We start from the raw sequence: 18487 nt of genomic DNA, 5'->3' as shown, positions 1-18487 counted from the left end.
TAAGCGAGTTAAGATTCCCATAGCATAATAGAATCAGGAGTCGTATGAATAATTATTATTCTTAGTCTAAAAAAAATTAGTTATAAGGTTTGAATTATAAGCTGAAAAAATAAAATTTCAGCTATATGTGTATTTTGCTCGAATTAACTAACAACTAAGGTAATATATATAAGATTTTGCTAAATTGAACTGCGAAATAACAGTTTAGAATCGGGTTATAAGCCAATAAGATTAATTTTGAGGCTACAATTGATGATTAGATTTTGGCGAAAAACAATAGTTTTTTTCTTCACAACAATTGTGTTGACAATTCTACTAATTTCTCATGAACTAGTACCAATAGCTGAGGCACAAACTTCTACACCAACAACAGCTAGATCATTTGCCACTGTAGCTTATCCTAATAGGTCATTAAGTGCTTCTCCCGTACAGCTACCACCATTACCTTATGCTTATGGGGCACTAGGAAAAGCGATTGATGCTGAAACAATGAAATTGCATCATGGCGCACATCATGCTAGTTACGTCAAGAACTTAAATGATGCATTGAAGCAATATCCAGATTTGCAAAAAAGAAGTGTTGAAGGTTTGCTAGTGAATTTGAACAGCGTACCTGAAGATATTCGCACAAAGGTACGTAATAACGCTGGTGGTCATCTCAACCACACGATTTTTTGGCAACTCATGAGTCCCCAAGGTGGAGGACAACCATCAGGCGCGATCGCTCAAGAAATTAACAAAACTTTTGGCAGCTTTGATGCCTTTAAAAAACAGTTTAATGCAGCGGGTGCAGCTCGTTTCGGTAGTGGTTGGGTGTGGCTAGTACGCAATCCTCAAAAGGAACTCCAGATTGTCACCACAGCAAATCAGGATAACCCAATTATGGAGGGTTCATATCCGATTATGGGTAACGATCTATGGGAACACGCTTATTACCTAAAATATCGCAACCGTCGGGCTGAGTATTTAGATAATTGGTGGAATGTGGTGAATTGGCCGCAGATTAACAGGCGATACCTTTCCTCCTCTACGGGACGCTCCCCGAACTGAACGCTGCCTTCTAAAACATAATGTCCAGATGTTGAGCGATCGAGGCAACCGATGATATTCATCAACGTAGACTTGCCAGAACCAGACATTCCCATAATAGAAACGTATTCGCCATTCTCATTTGAATGAGTGACGCAGGTAGGTTAGCACAGTTGGCTGTGCTAACCTAAGTGGTTAATTATTTCTTTCTAAGCCTGATGCTCGTAGACGTTGATTGTCGTAGACATCTCTGGAAAACTAGCGCTCTAACTTTTCGCTAAATCCCCTTATGTAACATAATTACGAATTTAGGATTTTTAAAGTTCGGTGTTTGTTACGGACTATCCATAGTAGAACAATTAGCAATACAAGCGCTTTGATCGTTGATGGCTCCATTACCTTCCTCACTTCCGTGGGGGTTTGAGGAGTAACATTACACGGAATCTCAACAATCTGTGTGTGATTGGAACCATTACCACTAGGGGTCAAATCGCATTCGCCTTTACTGGTCAGAGACAAAGGTGTATTTTCTGGAGAAACAGGTGCAGGTGGTTGATCTGAAGAAACAGGTGTCGATGGTTGAGCTGAAGAACTATCACCACTCAGTAGTAGAAACAGAATTAAACCAAGACCCCCAACGCCGATTATTGGCCAAAGTGGAAAGGAATTAGAACTGTCTGGTACCAATACATCTCCCGTAGAGCCAGGGAAAGCATCAAAAGCTATTGTTTCTCCGTCCAAGGCTAGTGGATTTTCACTCAGCAAAGTATCTCCTGCGATACCTTCTCCTAAGAGCTGATTAAATTCCGCTGGAATCGCATTATTGGGGCGTCCGAGTTCCCCACCATCTTCCGAGTATGGAAAGGATAGTACTTCAAAAATCTTCTGTTGGAGTTGGTTCTGATCTCCAGTACTCAACGCATCCAAGCCTGTAGAGATTTTATCTAAATAAAAATTTGTCATCTCTGGCGACAGACCTAGAGACTGAATCTGCTCTTGAATATTGGAAATTTTTGAGGCCTCTTCAAACAGTAGTCGTCCGTATGACAATTTCAGGTCTAGTAACCCACTACGGAGGCTAACAGAGTCATTGACTCCTGAGTATGGTGCCCAGTAGAACTGCTTGGTTACAAGTCCGAGTCCTTCTACTGGATTGCGACCATAAGGTTGTCCAAGAAGGTATTGAGATCCATCCATGATTGCGGGAGATGCGTTTCTCCAAAATGAGGCGTAAGGTACCGCAGAGAGATTGGGATTATTGCCGTAGAAGCTAGCGAAATTCTGGAAGTTTTTCTCCCCGCCAGCTGCTCGGATCAGAAGGTTTTGATAACTAGTCCCATTGTTTAACTCCACTAATCGTTGGATTACCGATCCAGTCTTATTGCAAGTCAGACCAAATCCCACATCACATCCAGGAATGACTCGCATCCGGCTCAAATTCTGGTTATTAAGTTGGTACTGGAGATACTCAGACTCCAGCCCTTGTTGGATGCCATAGCGTCCAACATTTAGCTGTGCAAAAGCAGACTGACACGTAGTGAGTACTACTGCAACAGATGAAAATGCGATCGCTGCAAAGCGAACCACTTTTGGCATCGCAATTTTTTGAACAATTGATCTAGACAAGATGCACCTCCACTAAACGACAGCAATTTAATTGGGGATTGGGTATGGGAAAGAGGACTTGGGGACAAGGGAAAGATTTGTTGTAAGTTCTGACTTAAGTCCCCTTGTCTCCTCTGCCCCTCTGCTCCGAATGGCACTAAGAAAAGCCCAAAGGCTTGTTTAGTCTCGTTCCCAGTCTTAAGACTGGGAATGTATTCAGAGAGGCTCTGCCTCTGGTCAAGAAAGAGGAGGCAGAGCCTCCCAGAATGGGTTCCCAGCCTCCAGGCTGGGAACCAGTCAGGGCAAGGGCTGTGTCTTAACTTAGTGCCATTCCCCTCTGCTCCTTTGCTCCCCTACTTCCTCAATTCAACTCTTAGGTAAATAAATGTTGATCGTGATTCCTGTACCTTTAAGGTTTCCCGATGAGAGTGTGTGATATAAGACCATAGCCCTGTTTGGTTGGTCAAAAAGATACCCACGACGTGTAGGTTTGATCTTCCCTTCCTTGACTAAGGAAACGAAGGCTTGTAGATATCTACGTATGCCTTGACGATTCTCTTTAGTACTATTCGTATGACGCTCAATCAGCATCATAAAGAAGTCCAAGCTACGATTTTCCTGCCCTTGAATCAGACTGCCTTCATCTAGGAAAGAACTTGCTATGAGCCTGCTATTAACTTGTTTGACCTTAAATAAAGTAAAGTAACGCCCTTCTTTTTTAGGATCGTTGGCATAACAGACCCAGGAACCCTCTTTATTTTGTGTAAAACCCTGTTCAGCAAGGTAAGAAAGCAAAGAATTACTTGTCTTAGTTTGTGGTGGAGGTAATAAATCTTCAATGGGATCTAAAGAGCAAATCCTCTGTGTTGTTTTTCGTGGATAAACAGCAGGAGTCTGCTGAGTATTGATGCGAAAGGGCTGTGTTGTTTTTCGTGGATAAACAGCAGGTGTCTGTTGGGTATTGACGCGAAAGGGCTTGTCATCAGACATTGCCATGCTAGACATTGCAGCCAACGCAGATACTTGGAGAACGATCGCTCCAAACAAACGAACTATGATATTCATGTTTTTCCTGTTACTCTTACTGACTTTGTAAATAATCGAATTTTTACTAGCTCAAGATTGATCTAGCAGTCCTAATTTATTTGTTAAATTTAAGTGTTTGCCTGATTTGATCGAGGGTAGCTTAAGTTTTCACTAATCAAATAGGACTTTTATATATAGGTAATTAAGCGCAAAGAGAATCAATATAAAACACACAATGCTAACGTCTTATTGATAAGACAAATTCGGCTTTTTGATATTTTTACATATACAAAAAACTACTGACATTGTGTCAAAATTTTTCTATTTACTCTTGTCTAATTTTTTGCCATCCTAAGAGGGTTTTATGCCTTTATTACTGGCTCTGATGATTCCTAAAAAAGAGCTTTAGTTAGCTCTTTAGTACCTTATATAAGCAGAGTTTAAAAAGCTCTGTGCTTTGCACGTTAGGGCTTTTGTTGATTTCCTGGGTAGGTTGAATAATTTTTTGTTTTTTGGAGGTAGCGCACCTAACTAGCTCTTTCAGCATGGTTACAAATTGATGTATAAAATAATATCTCCCTGACAGTAAGATAATATTACCATGACCTTGATACATGCAACAGTATTGTGGACAGTTGTCAAAGTTGTACACTGGGAATCGTAACTACCTCTTCATTAAATTTCCTAGCAAATAGGTGAGAGGCAAGCTCAATCTATTTACACATTATTATTATTTAATAACTTAATACTATTGTTAGTAAATCATCATTTTTTAAGTATTAAATATTACTTTGAGCTTAGATAATATACGTATAAATAATAGATTGCGATCGCTAACCCAAGTTTTTAATTATCCTGCCAAGCGATGTCTATGACGGGCTATGCCTATCCACAAAACAAATTTAAGTTAGATTACAAGTGTAAAATTTGTGATTTAACGTGTTGTTGCTGTTATTGCCGCAGACATTATCAGTCTGTAAAGTAGAAATTTACGACTTATCTAATACCAACTCAAAAAATGTTTGCGACAGATAGGGTATCCAAAATAAAATTATAGCCTCAACATTATCAACCTGAATAATGTTGAGGCTATGAGCACGACAAGCAGCAAATTCTGTCAAGAATTGTTGATAAATAGAACTTACGCATTGACAGGTAAGACAAAAAGTGCATAAGTTCTAAATTAGTTAATTTTAATTTATTACAAAGCACTGCGGCTAGTTAATGCGTTCCACAAGAAGACTGCAACAATTGCGCCCAGAACTGCTACTGCAATACCGGGAATACTCAGAGAGGGAGCCGCTAGAGCAAAGCTTCCTGTACTGAAGAATACACCCAAACTACCACCAATAAAAGCACCAACTATTCCTAATAAAATAGTTCCTAAAATTCCGCCGCCTTGATGACCAGGGTAGATAGCCTTTGCGATCGCACCAGCAATTAGACCTAAAACAATCCAAGCAAGAATATTCATTGTTTTTATTTGATAAACGTTTTTTAGTGACAAATACACAATAGCAATCCAAATATTGACATTCAATCTACCAACAGAAGCAATGATCGATAGCCTTGAGGATGAACGCTATTACTTCTCGTGATGAACTCTCTTAATTAATATGGATGGATAAAAAAAAGCTCCTAGTGATCTGAAACCAGGAGCTAATAAATTCATTGCTTGATAATTGCAGTATATGCATTTTTAATGATTGTTCTCATCTACTTGAAGCATTGAACTCAGGTTTCAAAGGAGATACTTTTGTAGGTTCACACTTAATCTCAACTTGTAGAGTTCTGGTGCTGTAAGAGGTTTGCACATAGGGATTGGCGTAGAATTTGTAGTAAAGGGCAATTGCCTATACTTGCATTAGTGTCAAACAATAAAACCAACTGCTGTACCAATTTATCGTTCTTGCATTTCTTGCTGACGCATGGGCATAGCGTCAATTTGCTCAAAAATTGCTGTCGCTTGCACTGGTGTAGTTTCTTGGCGCTTAACACCTCCATCTTTGCCAATCAAAATGACGCGAAAATTTTCTTTATCAACCCCAAAGCGATTTCGCAAATTGGCAGCATAAGACTCATCTATTAACTGTCCGTTGGCATAGCTTTTATCTGTTGCCAAAATTTGAACGAGAACTAAATCCCGCTCTTTAAAATCGTTTTGGTGCTGTTTAAATACCTGCATCTGTTGCTGATAGTTATGGTTATCAACAGATGGCGCAAAGACTAGTAGTACGCGGTTTTGCCATTTTTGAGAATTGAGGTTAAATGAAGACATTTTGATAGTATGGGTTGAACCTTGAACAGTACCAGCAATACTAACAAGCGATAGGGCTATAGATGCGGCGATCGTCAGGGCAATTACTATTGAGTTCTTCACTTTGGGTCTTGTTAGGCTCATAATGTAGACTATGACATGAATAAGGTTTGATAAAATGTCAGAAGCTTTTCCAGACCCTTCTCAACTGCAACAATGGCATCAAGGTATTGAAATGGCTAACCGCAATAACATTTTCTGTCATTGTCGTAGTTGCAACTATGAATGGGTGGACTCTGTGATTGATGCAATCTGTAGTAAATGCAGCAGCAAAGATATTGAACATATCTCGTGCTGGCAGTTTCCAGATGATTGAATGAGTATCCAGATATATAGCCGAGAAAATAGCGATGTCTACGACGGGCTGCGCCTACGCTATTTTTGACATTTCCTCTGAGAATTCTGGGTGATTACTTGTTAAACTGCGGTAATGTCTGCTTGTGCATCTAAAGCAGAATTTGAAAAAATACTCCACCACTCAGATGGATCAACGGTTAACACTACTCATGTCAGGATAGCGATCGCCAGCTGCCACATTTTTTGGTGCAACTGTTTCCAATCGATTCAAATCTTGTTCAGTCAGGATAATTTCGGTAGCTGCAATATTCTCCTCCAAGTAAGTACGGCGTTTTGTACCAGGGATTGGGACAATATCTTCTCCTTGAGCAAATAGCCATGCTAAAGCAAGCTGACTAGAAGTTACTCCTTTTTCGCTGGCGATCTCTTTGACTTGCTCTACTAATTCCAGGTTTTTATAAAAATTCTCGCCTTGAAAGCGAGGAGAATTTCTTCTATAGTCATCAGGTGCAAGATCGTCAGGGCTAGCGATCGCACCTGATAAAAACCCTCTTCCTAATGGGCTGTAGGGAACAAACCCAATTCCTAATTCCCGCACGGTAGGTAAAATTTCATCCTCTGGCTCTCGACTCCAAAGAGAGTATTCTGTTTGCAGTGCAGTAATGGGGTGAACTGCTACAGCCCGTCGAATCGTCGCCGGGGCAGCTTCCGAAAGCCCCAAATAACGCACTTTTCCCAGCTTGACTAACTCTGCCATTGCCCCGACAGTATCTTCAATAGGGACAGTTGGATCTACCCGATGCTGATAATAAAGGTCAATCACTTCCACTCCCAGACGTTTTAGCGAGGCATCGCAAGCTTGATGGACATATTGTGGTCTACCATCAACCCCTTTGAAACCACCATCTTCAGTACGGACATTGCCAAATTTAGTTGCTAAAACTACTCGATCTCGGCGATCTTTAATTGCTCTGCCTACTAGTTCCTCGTTGGTAAACGGCCCATACATATCAGCAGTATCAAGAAAATTAACTCCAAGTTCTAACGCCCGATGAATTGTCGCAATCGCCTCGATTTCATCACGACCACTATAGAACTCAGACATTCCCATACAACCAAGTCCGATAGCTGAAACTTCTAACCCTTGTTTGCCTAGCTTTCTGGTTCTCATAAAATAATTTCTTACTCAGTAATTGGTCTTAGAATATGACGCCTTTCAGCATTATCCCTTTCCCTTCCACCAAGTCATCTATTATTAGAAGTATTTACTGATATAAGTACGTTGATTTGTGGGCGCTTCACATTCATTAGACTTCTTGCAGAAGTTGGGTAAGGGGTAAGGGGTAAAGGGGAAAGCAGCGATAGAATTACCCTTTCCCTTTAACCTTTACCCTTTCCCCCTTAGAAAAGAAGTGGAAAGAGTTGATGGCAATTTGGTCAAATACCTCCACCAATTCAAGAGACAACTTTGAGCAAAAGTTCGTTAAGCACGCACAATAATGGTCGGTTGTTACCTACACCAGTCTGATTGTTATTCGTCAGAATGTAATGGTGCAATGTATTGCACTCTTACAAAAGCTAAATTTAGAGGTAAACTATGTTTCCTTTTTGGGGTAATCCATGTTATGGAAGCGAACCCATTTCGCACAAAGCTAGCTTAGAGCGGAAATTAAAATTCTTGATTTGGATGCGAGATGATTTAGAGTCCAAACTGGCTGGTATTAATGCTTCTATTGATACCATTCGTCAGCAAATAGAGCGTTCAAACTCACCTACTTAGAACTTAGCTAATACAGCAATTCATCTCATCACCTGCTTATCCCGCATTTCTCACAAGCTTGAGGTCAGAGGTGCACAGAGGCAGCACTTCTCTACGAGAGGCTGCACTTCGACTAGGCTCAGTGACCACGCCAACGGCTACGCTCAATGACCGAGGGGCATAGGGGAAAAAACTTGTACAATAACTCTCCCCTGCTCCCCTGCTCCCCTGCACAAGATTTTGAGAGATGTGGTGAGAAATCCGGGTTATTGGGTAGGTGATGAGATGAATTGCAAGTGAGTTGACAATTATTAACCAGTCAACTTAATGATACCTTGGCTAACTAGAGATTCAAGCTGAGAATGATGCTGTGTTTGCTCTCGTAGCAACTTGAGTTGCTCGTAACTGAGAATGTGTAATCCTGGCCGGACAACATAACCTTCAATGGTATGAAGTTAACTGTTAGCAGTCATTACTTGAGTGATAAAGGTTTGAGCTGTTTTCTACCCAAGGATCTAAGATGTAGCGCTTAGGATGCAACAAATGCAAGTGTTTCTGTAGTGTCTCTTGCGATACCAATCACTAGCAGGCTTAATTGATGTTACCAAGCATTTATGCAACTCAGTTGCACTTGCACTGGCAAACTTGACTTGATCTTCAAAATTGGCGTGGTTGCAGGTAAAAAGACTATTTATCTAGCAATATGCGATGAATGGTTCCGTTATTCCCTTATATAACCTGATTTTAGTTATTTTTCTTTTGTTTGCTAATGCTTATTGACTAATAAATGATTTTAAAAAATTTACTTAAGCAATTTATAAAAATAAAATTTTCATGACACGTACTTTATTCTGTGGCAGATTTATGATAGTAATTAGGCACCTAAATTTAATGCTTTTTTTTAGATAACCTGGCAAAGATTGGTAATGTGTATGCCATAATGTCACGAGCTAGGGGTATATAAACTTATTGCTATACTTCAACACCTAAGTGGGGAAGGTATCAGTATTGACTACAAAAAAATATAATGCTGCTAGCTCGATCCATCGTTCATCGATTGGATAAAAACTCATGCTATGTGCCGGAATCCAATATTTGGGTCTGGATTTAATCTATAGCAGGGGTTGATTGAGTTATGGATAAGGAGGAAATTTGATGAAATTGTTAGATTTGGAAAATTCTGAGGTTAAATTAGCCTCTAAAACTGATACTAATTTTGTGGACTTAACAGCAGCACACCCCCGACCATTGTTAAAGCGATCGCACTGGCAAACTTTAAATGGGCAGTGGAAATTCGCATTTGATGACCAAGGAAAATGCGTTGAACCCGGCGATTTTAGCCAATGGTTTCATCATATAGAAGTTCCTTATGCGCCCGAATCTACCAAAAGTGGGATTAATGATCACGGGTTTCATCCAAACTGCTGGTACGAGCGCGAATTTGAAACACCACCAGGGGACGGTAGATTAGTGTTACATTTTGGCGCTGTAGACTATCGCGCTCGTGTGTGGGTAAACGATAAATACATAGCCGAGCATGAAGGGGGACACACCTCCTTCAGTCTCGATATTAGCCATGCCTTAAATGACAGTGGTACAACAAAGGTAACAGTGTGGGCGCAAGACGATCCGCATGACCTCGCCAAACCTCGTGGTAAACAAGATTGGCAGTTGAAACCACATAGTATTTGGTATCCTCGCACGAGTGGTATTTGGCAGACAGTCTGGCTGGAACGCGTAGGTGAGACTTATATCGGTCATCTTCGTTGGATTCCCGACTGCGAACGGTGGGAAATTGGTTTTGAAGCTGGGCTGGCTGGTAATTTACCTACTTCAGGTGTACAAATTAAAATTAAACTCCGCGCTGGCGATCGCGTGTTAGCAAGCGATACTTATGAAGTATTCAATGGGGAAATTTGCCGCCGCATTGTTCTGAGCGATCCAGGTATTGATGACTGCCGTAATGAATTACTGTGGAGTCCAGAAAAGCCAACGCTGATAGATGCCCAAATTCAGCTATGGGATAAAGATCGTCTGTTAGATGAAGTGGAATCTTATACAGCGATGCGGACTGTCAGCATTCAGCGCGATCGCTTTATGCTCAACGGTCGCCCCTACTATCTCCGGCTAGTTCTCGACCAAGGCTATTGGCCTGAGACACTAATGACTCCACCCAATGACGAAGCATTACGACGTGATGTAGAACTCGTCAAAGCTATGGGTTTTAACGGAGTACGCAAACACCAAAAAATTGAAGACCCCCGCTTTTTATATTGGGCAGACGTTTTAGGGTTGTTAGTATGGGAGGAGATGCCCAGTGCTTACCGCTTTACGCCGAAAGCCGTGGAACGGATGACGCGTGAGTGGACAGAAATCATCAAGCGAGATGTTAGCCATCCTTGTATTGTGGCGTGGGTGCCGTTTAATGAATCTTGGGGTGTGCCAAATTTGACTGAGACGGCGGCTCATCGTAACTACGTGTTGGCAATGTATCATTTGACCAAGACTCTCGATCCAACTCGCCCAGTAATTGGTAACGATGGTTGGGAAAGTACGGATACCGACATCCTCGCTATTCACGACTATGACCGCCACCCTGAGCGATTAGCCCATCGCTACAGACCGGATATTCAGATATCGGATTTATTTGAGCGTAGCCGCCCTGGAGGACGTATCCTCACCTTAGATAACTATCCCCACCAGGGACAACCAGTAATGTTGACCGAGTTTGGTGGTATTGCTTATGCCCCTCTCGATCAACCTCATGCAGATCAAGCTTGGGGGTATGAAAACTGCTCGAATATCTCCGAACTAGAAATGAAATACGCGGCTCTCTTGGAAACAGTTAATGACATTGAGTTATTTAGCGGATTCTGTTACACACAATTAACTGATACCTTCCAAGAAGCTAACGGTTTATTGTACGGCGATCGCACGCCGAAATTCCCCATTGAGGCAATCCGCGCAGCAACCCTCTCAGGACAAGGTTTATGTACTCCCACAAGCTGTTAAAGCCCGACGGACGCAAACTAAAGTTATACAGTCGCTACCCAATTACTAGTCAGTTAGAAGCTACTAGCCCTAGTAATGAGCCAGTGCAAGCTAATCCCCACCTGCGCTGGCACCCCTTGCGGGGGGAATGGGTAGCTTATGCCAGTCACCGTCAAGGGCGGACATTCATGCCGCCCCCAGAATATAATCCCCTCGCACCTACCACCAACCCTGAGTTCCCAACGGAACTACCCCAAGGTAAGTATGACGTGGCAGTGTTCGATAACCGCTTTCCTTCAATGAGTCTGACAGCCAACAATCCACCTGATATGATCGTGGAAACGTTACCAGCTAGTGGAGCCTGTGAGGTAGTGGTTTTTACTCAAGATGCCCGCGCCTCGCTGAGTTCCTTACAGTTGGATCATCTAGATTTGCTGTTAGAAGTGTGGGGCGATCGCACCCGCGAACTAGGATTAAATCCTGAAATTCAGTATGTGCTGCCCTTTGAAAATAAAGGGGTAGAGGTGGGTGTAACATTGCACCATCCCCACGGGCAAATTTACGCCTATCCTTTTATACCGCCTGTTCCAGCGCGAATGCTGGCAATGCAGCAGGAGTATTATAAAGAACATCGACGGGGTTTACTGCAAGACTTGATTCAAAAGGAGATTGCAGACAATCGACGGATTATTTACCAAGATGAGTATGCGATCGCATTTGTCCCAGTCTGCGCTCGTTACCCCTATGAAGTCTGGATTGCACCAAAAGAGCCAGTTGGCACTTTTATGGAACTTACCCCAGAACAACGTTGGGGACTTGCCAAAGCTTTAAAAACTGTCACTCTCAAGTATGACGGCTTGTGGAATCGTCCATTTCCTTACTTGATGGCTTGGTTCCAAGCACCAACTGACGGTTTAGCGCATCCAGAAGCGCATTTACACGCCGAGTTTTTTCCACCATATCGGACAAGCGAAAGGCTAAAGTATCTGGCGGGAACCGAACTTGCAGCAGGGATGTTTGCCAATGATGCTTTACCGGAGGAGAAAGCGAAGGAACTACAAGCTGTGGTGGTAAACATTGAAGAACCGATTTCCGTGTGACAGGGTTTGAAACTGTAACTTAATTTCTGGACAAACCAACGCATTTATTTGTGTTTCTTCACCTCTTGAATTAGTGCATCAGCAAAGCATTTTAACCGTTCCTTATAATCGGGGGCGGTTTTTAACTTTTCCACGATCCAAATACGTTGCTAGGGACAGAGTATTGCTATGCTCTAACGAGAAATCTATACAACTATGATGTAATTTTCACTAATGATCTGCTGAAAAAGAATGTAGAGACTTAGCTGTGCTACGTTTCTACAAGGGTTCTGCATAAATTGTATTTAATATCTGGAGATGTCTACTTTACAACTAGGATCAGAAGCGAAGCTTTTATCAAAAATGAACTTAACATAGATATTTCCACTACCTCGTGAATAGCTGCCACCCAAGTAACGCCATTTATTATCTTGGATGCCTGCATCTCCGGTTTTGAATACTGTAGCGGGTAGATTTCCGTTGTCAACATACGTAACATTTGCTTTATTACCGCCGCGATTATTTCCCTTGTTAATTTTATAGTTGATTCTTATTATTGAGCCTATTCTTCCTCCTAAGCCTTGATTGTAATCGATTTTAAGTGTGCCTGTAAAACCTCCTTTACTACATGAATAGTCACGAATAACGGCATCAGCAGTAGCTGGAGTTAAAGCAATGCTAGTGCAAGCAACAGCCATTACAGCAGTACCAATAACAAAACGGTTTGTTGTCTTTATAATTTGACAAGCAGCCAAACTATTAACCATTTCAGACTTCCTTTTTGATTGAGTTATACTTCGCCATGAATAAATTAGAACTAATAAATAGCAGAAAATTTCAAAGTTAATACAAAACTTTAAAAAATATTTTCGTAGCAATAAGTCTTGCCAAAAAGAATGCTGAGGATGATTTGAGGCAACTGCTATAAAACAGTGCCAGTAAACCCGCACTCCTAACGGCGAAGCAAGAAAATATATGCCGCCGATGCGAATTCCCAAACCCCCACTTAAAACACGAGTGGGGTTAATTTTGGCATTCTAAGGGTGTGTAGAGATTGGCTGTAGAATGGTGCGGGATCAAATTATTCTCTGGTTTTTAATCTAAATCTTAAGCCTTGGGTCAGATTACTAGAGTATGCCTAATTTTAGTGACACAACAGTCAATACTTTTCGGTTAAGGGGGAAAGGGGAAAGGGAAAGGGTTTGATATTTACCTTTACCCCTTCCCCTTTAACCTTTACCCAGACCAAAGAGAGATTGTTGGATTTATCCGAAAAGTATTGACACAACAGTAAATCAAAACTCATTAGCTTTGAAGTCTATAAAAATCCGAAAAAGGATAATTCAAGTTTGTAGATAAAGCATATACAAACTTAAAGAAACCAATCATGAAAAACTTAGACCGCAAGAGTGCAAAATCTGTTTGGGGAGTTTTGGCTACAGCTTGTGGAGCCATTTCTATGTTAACAGCCACACTGGGAATACCGACCGCGGCACTTGCTGCTACACCAGTATTTAACTGTAGTGCTGAAGGTGTAATTGTTGAAGTTTCTCGCCTCAACAATGGAAAACTGCGCTATTCAGCATACAATATTCCTACGACATTACAACGTCCGGATCTTGTCATTGATGGTGGTACAGTCAAACGTAATCAAAATGGAGAGACAGTTTACAGATTTAGAAACCAAAATTATCTGTATGCAGCTGTCAAAGATTCCGGTTACGGGAGAGTATTAGTTTACAAAAATAATCGACTTATTGCTACAAAGTATTGTGGTGATGTTTAAAACTAAAAGTATCAAGGTGCGATCGCGGAGTTTGAGGAACTAACAAAGGGTTAGGTCGATGGGTGGCAGTAAGTATCCTTTTACTTATGAGAATCGATGTTCTGATAAATAAATCAAAGGTTGCATTACAACTGATCGACTTAAGTGTTCTTAGACTTTAGCTGCTGCGATCGCCCTTAAAAAAATTTTCTAAACCAGACAAATAGATGAAGGGTAACTAGCTAACAAAGATATCAAATGGGTTCTATATAACTCAAGACTGGATTATGATAGTTGTGCTATAAGCCTTCTGATAGTGTATTTCTCCAAACAAAATAGTTTAGGCTGGGGATGTTTAGTTATAAAGATGAGAGGTAATAGTTATGCCTGGTGGACATGCTAGCCATAAAGGCGCTTCTAATAAACCCAATATTAATGCCAATGGAGTAATTGATGATGCTGCTGATGAATCATTAAATCCTGACGATATCCTGTCTGAGGAGCAAACTAACACAGAAGTCCATAGGGTCGAAGAAGCTGTTAAGTTTCCTCCTGCTACCGAACGCCCAGGTGAAAAATCAAATACTAATACCTGAAGTAACTATAGGACTCATTTTTGATTTTTGAAATAGGCGTAGGGTGCGTTAGCAAAGCGTAATGCACCTTATATATTTTCAAAAATCAAATAAGTGTAGCAACCAGCTACTTCACAAGCGATATCGGTGCTTTTGATATACAAAAATCCCCCTTTAACCTAACGGTACAAAGGGGGATGATGGCTAAGGTCAGAAGCTTTTATATAGGTTTCAACCAAATTTACTAGCGGTTGAGGCTATGAGGAATGCCCCATAGGTAAGGATGTAGCCAACTGTGAAGTGAGCTAGACCTACTAACCAACCTTGGACAATAGACAGAGCAACTGGCTTATCTTTCCAACGAACTAAGTTAGCTAAGGGAGTACGTTCGTGTGCCCAAACTAGAGTTTCAATTAACTCTTGCCAGTACCCACGCCAGCTAATCAAGAACATGAAACCGGTTGCCCAAACCAGGTGTCCAAAGAGGAACATCCAAGCCCAGACAGACAAATTATTTGTGCCGTAGGGGTTATAACCGTTAATCAACTGAGCAGAGTTAGCCCAGAGGTAATCACGGAACCAACCCATCAGGTATGTAGAGTTCTCATTGAATTGAGCGACATTACCTTGCCAAACACCTAGATGCTTCCAGTGCCAATAGAAAGTTACCCAGCCAAGAAGATTCAGCATCCAGAACATGGCGAGATAAAAAGACTGTTCCCAAGAGGAAGTTTGGCAAGTACCGCCCCGACCTGGCCCATCACAGGGGAAGGTATAGCCGAAGTCCTTTTTATCAGGCATCAATTTGGTACCACGAGCATCCAATGCGCCCTTGACACAAATTAAGGTGGTGGTGTGCAAACCTAAAGCGATCGCATGGTGAACCAGGAAATCACCGGGCCCAATCGTCAAGAACAGGGAGTTAGTGCCGGAATTGATCGCTGCTGTCCAGTTTGGCAACCAGACGTTACCGTAGTTGGGCCAAGCTGTATAGGCAATGCTATCTGGGTTAGATAGTAAGGCATCCATGCCATACAGTAGTTTCCCGTGAGCAGATTGGATGAATTGAGCAAACACTGGCTCAATCAATATTTGCTTTTCAGGAGTGCCAAAAGCAACTACAACATCGTTGTGAACGTATAACCCCAGAGTGTGGAAGCCTAAGAATAACGACACCCAACTCAGGTGAGAAATAATCGCCTCTTTATGCTGAAGTACACGCTCCAGGACGTTACCTTTGTTTTGCTCTGGGTCGTAATCCCGAACCCAGAAGATGCCAGCATGGGCGAATGCACCAATCATCAAGAACCCAGCGATGTACTGGTGATGAGTGTATAGTGCCGCCTGTGTTGTGTAGTCCTTACCAATGAAGGCGTAAGGAGGCATCGAGTACATGTGCTGTGCCACTAACGACAGAGCAGTACCCAAGGCTGCCAAGTGTATAGATAACTGGAAGTGCAGCGAGTTGTTATAGGTGTCGTACAGCCCTTGGTGCGGTAAGTTGAACTGACCTTCAGTTTGGATGCCAAAGAATTTTCTGGCGTTGAGCATCTCTTTGATGCTGTGACCAATGCCGAAGTTAGTCCGGTACTGATGACCGGCAACGATAAAGATGACTGCGATCGCTAAATGGTGATGAGCCATATCGGTCAGCCATAGCGATTCTGTTTGGGGATGAAAACCACCCAAAAAAGTCAAAATGGCTGTCCCTGCGCCTTGAGATGTACCAAACAAATGCCCTGACGTATCAGCATTCTGAGCATATACACCCCAGTCACCCCTCCAGAAAGGTGCTAAACCTGCTGGGTGAGGTAAGGTACTTAAAAAATTATTCCAACCAACATGCTGACCGCGAGATTCGGGAATGGCAACGTGAATAAGATGCCCTGCCCAAGCTAGAGAACTAACACCAAACAAACCTGCCAGGTGGTGATTCAGACGAGGTTCAGCACTCTTGAACCAAGCCAAGCTGGGACGATACTTGGGTTGCAAGTGCAGCCAACCAGCAAACAAGAACAATGCTGCTAACAGCAACAAGAACACTGAACCTTGGTAGAGGTCATTATTCGTCCGCATTCCAATGGTGTACCACCAGTGGTAGACACCAGAATAAGCAATGTTAACAGGATTAGTAGCGCCCCCTTGGGTAAAAGCTTCTATTGCTGGTTTACCGAAATGAGGGTCCCAAATCGCGTGGGCGATTGGACGAATATGTAGCGGATCTTTAATCCACTGTTCAAAATTACCTTGCCAAGCTACGTGGAACAATAGACTAGATGCCCACAGAAAGATGATGGCCACGTGACCGAAGTGAGTAGCGAAAATCTTTTGGTAAAGATTTTCCTCGGTCATGCCATCATGGCTTTCAAAATCATTTCCTGTTGCCATCGCATACCAGATCCGACGTGTAGTCGGGTCTTGTGCGAGATCCTGGTTAAATTTAGGATATTTTGTGGCCATGCAATTTAATTACATCTCCTTAAACGCTAATCCAAGTTGCTAGTTCTAACGAGTCAGCAACTTTTTACAATTGAATCAGCACCCTTTCAGCCTTGGATTCGAGGTCAATCTAAATAGCACAAGCTGATGAGTATTGAGGATAAAACAGGCTTAATTCTTAGACTCACATCATTAGGCGGGATGATGCAATTCATTTCCATAGGAGTAATAAACTAATTAATGACTACCATTTCCATCTAACTATCGGACGATATTTGTATTAAATGAACTTGTAGTCTTAAATACAGCCTCAGAGCTACAAAGTTTTAGTAATTTTTTTATTAAAATGAGCTTAAAATTTTGTAAATACGTGACATAATAATTTTTTTTAACAAAACAAAAAATTAAGCTCAAGTTTATTTACCTATTGGTAAGTTCTGATACCAATAATTTGTACTTTTTGTGGGACTAAATTAGGTGAATTAGTCAGGGGTTAATAATTCCGTAGTAAATGGCGACAACAAATAAGAAAGTAGCCAATATAACTACAGTAAACCCATAGCGAGCTAGTGGATTGGGTAAGTCCTGATTGGTGATTACATTATCCTTTTGTACCTGAGTCATAGGCTCAGATTTATCAGGTTCTTGAGCATTCATGTCATTAGGTGGGTTCTCTAGCAGAGGAACATTATTCTCTGTTATTTTGTTTTGAGTCTCTTGGGATTTCATGGGCTTTTTTTGATGTCTTTGTAGCTCCTGCGCTTTTATAATTTCAAAAATTTACTAATGAGTACATCGTTCTTGAGAACTACCTTGGCTTGATGTGCGATTCGCCTAGAGGAGTTAGTCGATATGAAGTTGATCTGTAATTAAAAATACACTTTTCTAAGCAACTGGATTAAATTTAAATTTTTGAGTTTTTAGAAAATTACCAATTGGGCGAAGTGGGTATATTTACTAATGATGCTTTACCAGAGAAGAAGGGGAAGGGATTATCAGTCAATACGGTTCAGTTAAGGACAAGACTTAATAAGGACAAGACTTACCCAAAATTAAGAAAAAACGAACCACAAAAGGCGCATACTCCTAGTAGTCTGCCAAGGAAACTTTGCATAGTGGTTAGCAGAGGGGCAGAGGTGCAGAGGGGCAGAGGGGCAGAGGGGCAGAGGGGAAATAACTTGTATAAGCCTCTCCCTTGCTCCCAGGCAATTTTGGGTTGGCGAACTACTAGGGAGAAGCAAGCTACGCGCAGCGTCTCGTCAGAGAAGGACACAAAGGAATAAGAGTTTTAGAGAGTTTTTGCGTAAGCCTTGAAAGGTTTCTGGCGCTAACCCAAGCGTATTGGATTATCAGTAGTGGTCGTAAATATTAGACCTCTTGCAAAAATATATTTTTGCACTCTTAGGGAAAAGGGTGCATGTTAAAGGGAAAGGATTTTGAGTTTTTTTACCCTTTTCCCCTGCCCCTTTACGCCGACAAATGCCAAGAAGTCTATTGAAATGCCAAACTCGATATAATACCGTAGCCACGTTTTTATCAAACCAAAGACATACGCATATAAACACAGATGAACCTCATAATTAGTCTGTATTCATCTGTGGTTAC

At 41.6% G+C, this 18487-nt stretch carries 15 protein-coding genes and 1 pseudogene; 7 read left to right on the top strand and 9 right to left on the bottom strand.

All coding sequences use genetic code 11. From position 1 onward, the window contains the following. Positions 1-252: 252 nt before the first annotated feature. Entirely contained in the window at positions 253-1050 is a 798-nt protein-coding gene (locus tag RMY27_RS05055; protein ID WP_322661010.1) for a superoxide dismutase, read from the top strand. Here the strand turns inward: RMY27_RS05055 and RMY27_RS35430 are convergent. The 5 genes and pseudogenes from RMY27_RS35430 to RMY27_RS05030 form a co-directional block, all read right to left on the bottom strand. Beyond that, positions 1041-1169: pseudogene (locus RMY27_RS35430) on the bottom strand (ATP-binding cassette domain-containing protein); the annotation flags it as partial. The gene RMY27_RS05055 and the pseudogene RMY27_RS35430 sit on opposite strands and share 10 nt — an antisense overlap. Before the next feature lie 160 nt (positions 1170-1329). Continuing rightward, positions 1330-2655 (bottom strand): hypothetical protein, encoded by a 1326-nt coding sequence (locus RMY27_RS05045; protein ID WP_322661008.1) that lies wholly within the window; start codon positions 2653-2655, stop codon positions 1330-1332. A gap of 345 nt (positions 2656-3000) precedes the next feature. Beyond that, positions 3001-3699 carry a hypothetical protein gene (locus RMY27_RS05040; RefSeq protein WP_322661006.1) on the bottom strand — a complete coding sequence of 233 codons (699 nt, stop codon included), beginning with the start codon at positions 3697-3699 and terminating at the stop codon, positions 3001-3003. Positions 3700-4861: 1162 nt separating this feature from the next. Then, positions 4862-5134, bottom strand: coding sequence for a GlsB/YeaQ/YmgE family stress response membrane protein (locus RMY27_RS05035; RefSeq protein ID WP_099101964.1), 273 nt, complete (start codon positions 5132-5134; stop codon positions 4862-4864). A 426-nt stretch (positions 5135-5560) separates the two neighbouring features. Further along, on the bottom strand, positions 5561-6040 hold the full coding sequence (locus tag RMY27_RS05030) for a DUF4174 domain-containing protein (RefSeq protein WP_322661004.1): 480 nt from the start codon (positions 6038-6040) through the stop codon (positions 5561-5563). A 55-nt stretch (positions 6041-6095) separates the two neighbouring features. Between RMY27_RS05030 and RMY27_RS05025 the strand changes: the two genes are divergently transcribed. Beyond that, positions 6096-6293 carry a hypothetical protein gene (locus RMY27_RS05025; RefSeq protein WP_322661003.1) on the top strand — a complete coding sequence of 66 codons (198 nt, stop codon included), beginning with the start codon at positions 6096-6098 and terminating at the stop codon, positions 6291-6293. A gap of 171 nt (positions 6294-6464) precedes the next feature. Here the strand turns inward: RMY27_RS05025 and RMY27_RS05020 are convergent, their stop codons facing one another. Continuing rightward, positions 6465-7445 (bottom strand): aldo/keto reductase, encoded by a 981-nt coding sequence (locus tag RMY27_RS05020; protein WP_322661002.1) that lies wholly within the window; start codon positions 7443-7445, stop codon positions 6465-6467. Positions 7446-7871: 426 nt separating this feature from the next. Between RMY27_RS05020 and RMY27_RS05015 the strand changes: the two genes are divergently transcribed. The 3 genes from RMY27_RS05015 (at position 7872) to galT (ending at position 12124) form a co-directional block, all read left to right on the top strand. Continuing rightward, positions 7872-8054: a hypothetical protein gene (locus RMY27_RS05015; protein ID WP_322660999.1), complete on the top strand. Its 183-nt coding sequence runs from the start codon at positions 7872-7874 to the stop codon at positions 8052-8054. Positions 8055-9188: 1134 nt separating this feature from the next. Beyond that, positions 9189-11045 carry a glycoside hydrolase family 2 protein gene (locus RMY27_RS05010; protein ID WP_322660997.1) on the top strand — a complete coding sequence of 619 codons (1857 nt, stop codon included), beginning with the start codon at positions 9189-9191 and terminating at the stop codon, positions 11043-11045. After that, positions 11024-12124 (top strand): galactose-1-phosphate uridylyltransferase, encoded by a 1101-nt coding sequence (gene galT / locus RMY27_RS05005; protein WP_322660995.1) that lies wholly within the window; start codon positions 11024-11026, stop codon positions 12122-12124. Before RMY27_RS05010 ends, galT begins: the two co-directional genes overlap by 22 nt. Before the next feature lie 284 nt (positions 12125-12408). On the opposite strand, the gene RMY27_RS05000 is transcribed toward galT, so the two are convergent. Then, positions 12409-12870, bottom strand: a complete 462-nt coding sequence (locus RMY27_RS05000) for a hypothetical protein (RefSeq protein WP_322660993.1) — start codon at positions 12868-12870, stop codon at positions 12409-12411. A gap of 620 nt (positions 12871-13490) precedes the next feature. Between RMY27_RS05000 and RMY27_RS04995 the strand changes: the two genes are divergently transcribed. Beyond that, on the top strand, positions 13491-13889 hold the full coding sequence (locus RMY27_RS04995; protein WP_322660991.1) for a hypothetical protein: 399 nt from the start codon (positions 13491-13493) through the stop codon (positions 13887-13889). A gap of 362 nt (positions 13890-14251) precedes the next feature. Beyond that, positions 14252-14464: a hypothetical protein gene (locus RMY27_RS04990; protein WP_322660989.1), complete on the top strand. Its 213-nt coding sequence runs from the start codon at positions 14252-14254 to the stop codon at positions 14462-14464. Between the two features lie 210 nt (positions 14465-14674). On the opposite strand, the gene psaB is transcribed toward RMY27_RS04990, so the two are convergent. Both psaB and RMY27_RS04980 read right to left on the bottom strand, forming a co-directional pair. Next, on the bottom strand, positions 14675-16903 hold the full coding sequence (gene psaB, locus RMY27_RS04985; RefSeq protein ID WP_322660987.1) for a photosystem I core protein PsaB: 2229 nt from the start codon (positions 16901-16903) through the stop codon (positions 14675-14677). Positions 16904-17368: 465 nt separating this feature from the next. Next, on the bottom strand, positions 17369-17611 hold the full coding sequence (locus RMY27_RS04980) for a hypothetical protein (protein ID WP_322660985.1): 243 nt from the start codon (positions 17609-17611) through the stop codon (positions 17369-17371). Positions 17612-18487 lie beyond the last annotated feature (876 nt).

Source organism: Nostoc sp. DedQUE09 (genome assembly GCF_034530915.1).
GTDB lineage: Bacteria > Cyanobacteriota > Cyanobacteriia > Cyanobacteriales > Nostocaceae > Nostoc.
Note: the sequence above shows the minus strand (reverse complement) of the source record. Positions and strands in the feature narration are given on the sequence as shown.

Excerpts from the sequence above, each read along its gene's own strand:
- RMY27_RS05020 (WP_322661002.1), bottom strand. The coding sequence starts at position 7,445 with ATGAGAACCAGAAAGCTAGGCAAACAAGGGTTAGAAGTTTCAGCTATC.
- RMY27_RS05025 (WP_322661003.1), top strand. The coding sequence starts at position 6,096 with ATGTCAGAAGCTTTTCCAGACCCTTCTCAACTGCAACAATGGCATCAA.
- RMY27_RS04995 (WP_322660991.1), top strand. The coding sequence starts at position 13,491 with ATGAAAAACTTAGACCGCAAGAGTGCAAAATCTGTTTGGGGAGTTTTG.
- RMY27_RS05055 (WP_322661010.1), top strand. The coding sequence starts at position 253 with ATGATTAGATTTTGGCGAAAAACAATAGTTTTTTTCTTCACAACAATT.
- psaB (WP_322660987.1), bottom strand. The coding sequence starts at position 16,903 with ATGGCCACAAAATATCCTAAATTTAACCAGGATCTCGCACAAGACCCG.
- RMY27_RS05015 (WP_322660999.1), top strand. The coding sequence starts at position 7,872 with ATGTTTCCTTTTTGGGGTAATCCATGTTATGGAAGCGAACCCATTTCG.
- RMY27_RS04990 (WP_322660989.1), top strand. The coding sequence starts at position 14,252 with ATGCCTGGTGGACATGCTAGCCATAAAGGCGCTTCTAATAAACCCAAT.
- RMY27_RS05035 (WP_099101964.1), bottom strand. The coding sequence starts at position 5,134 with ATGAATATTCTTGCTTGGATTGTTTTAGGTCTAATTGCTGGTGCGATC.
- RMY27_RS05010 (WP_322660997.1), top strand. The coding sequence starts at position 9,189 with ATGAAATTGTTAGATTTGGAAAATTCTGAGGTTAAATTAGCCTCTAAA.
- galT (WP_322660995.1), top strand. The coding sequence starts at position 11,024 with ATGTACTCCCACAAGCTGTTAAAGCCCGACGGACGCAAACTAAAGTTA.
- RMY27_RS05000 (WP_322660993.1), bottom strand. The coding sequence starts at position 12,870 with ATGGTTAATAGTTTGGCTGCTTGTCAAATTATAAAGACAACAAACCGT.
- RMY27_RS04980 (WP_322660985.1), bottom strand. The coding sequence starts at position 17,611 with ATGAAATCCCAAGAGACTCAAAACAAAATAACAGAGAATAATGTTCCT.
- RMY27_RS05040 (WP_322661006.1), bottom strand. The coding sequence starts at position 3,699 with ATGAATATCATAGTTCGTTTGTTTGGAGCGATCGTTCTCCAAGTATCT.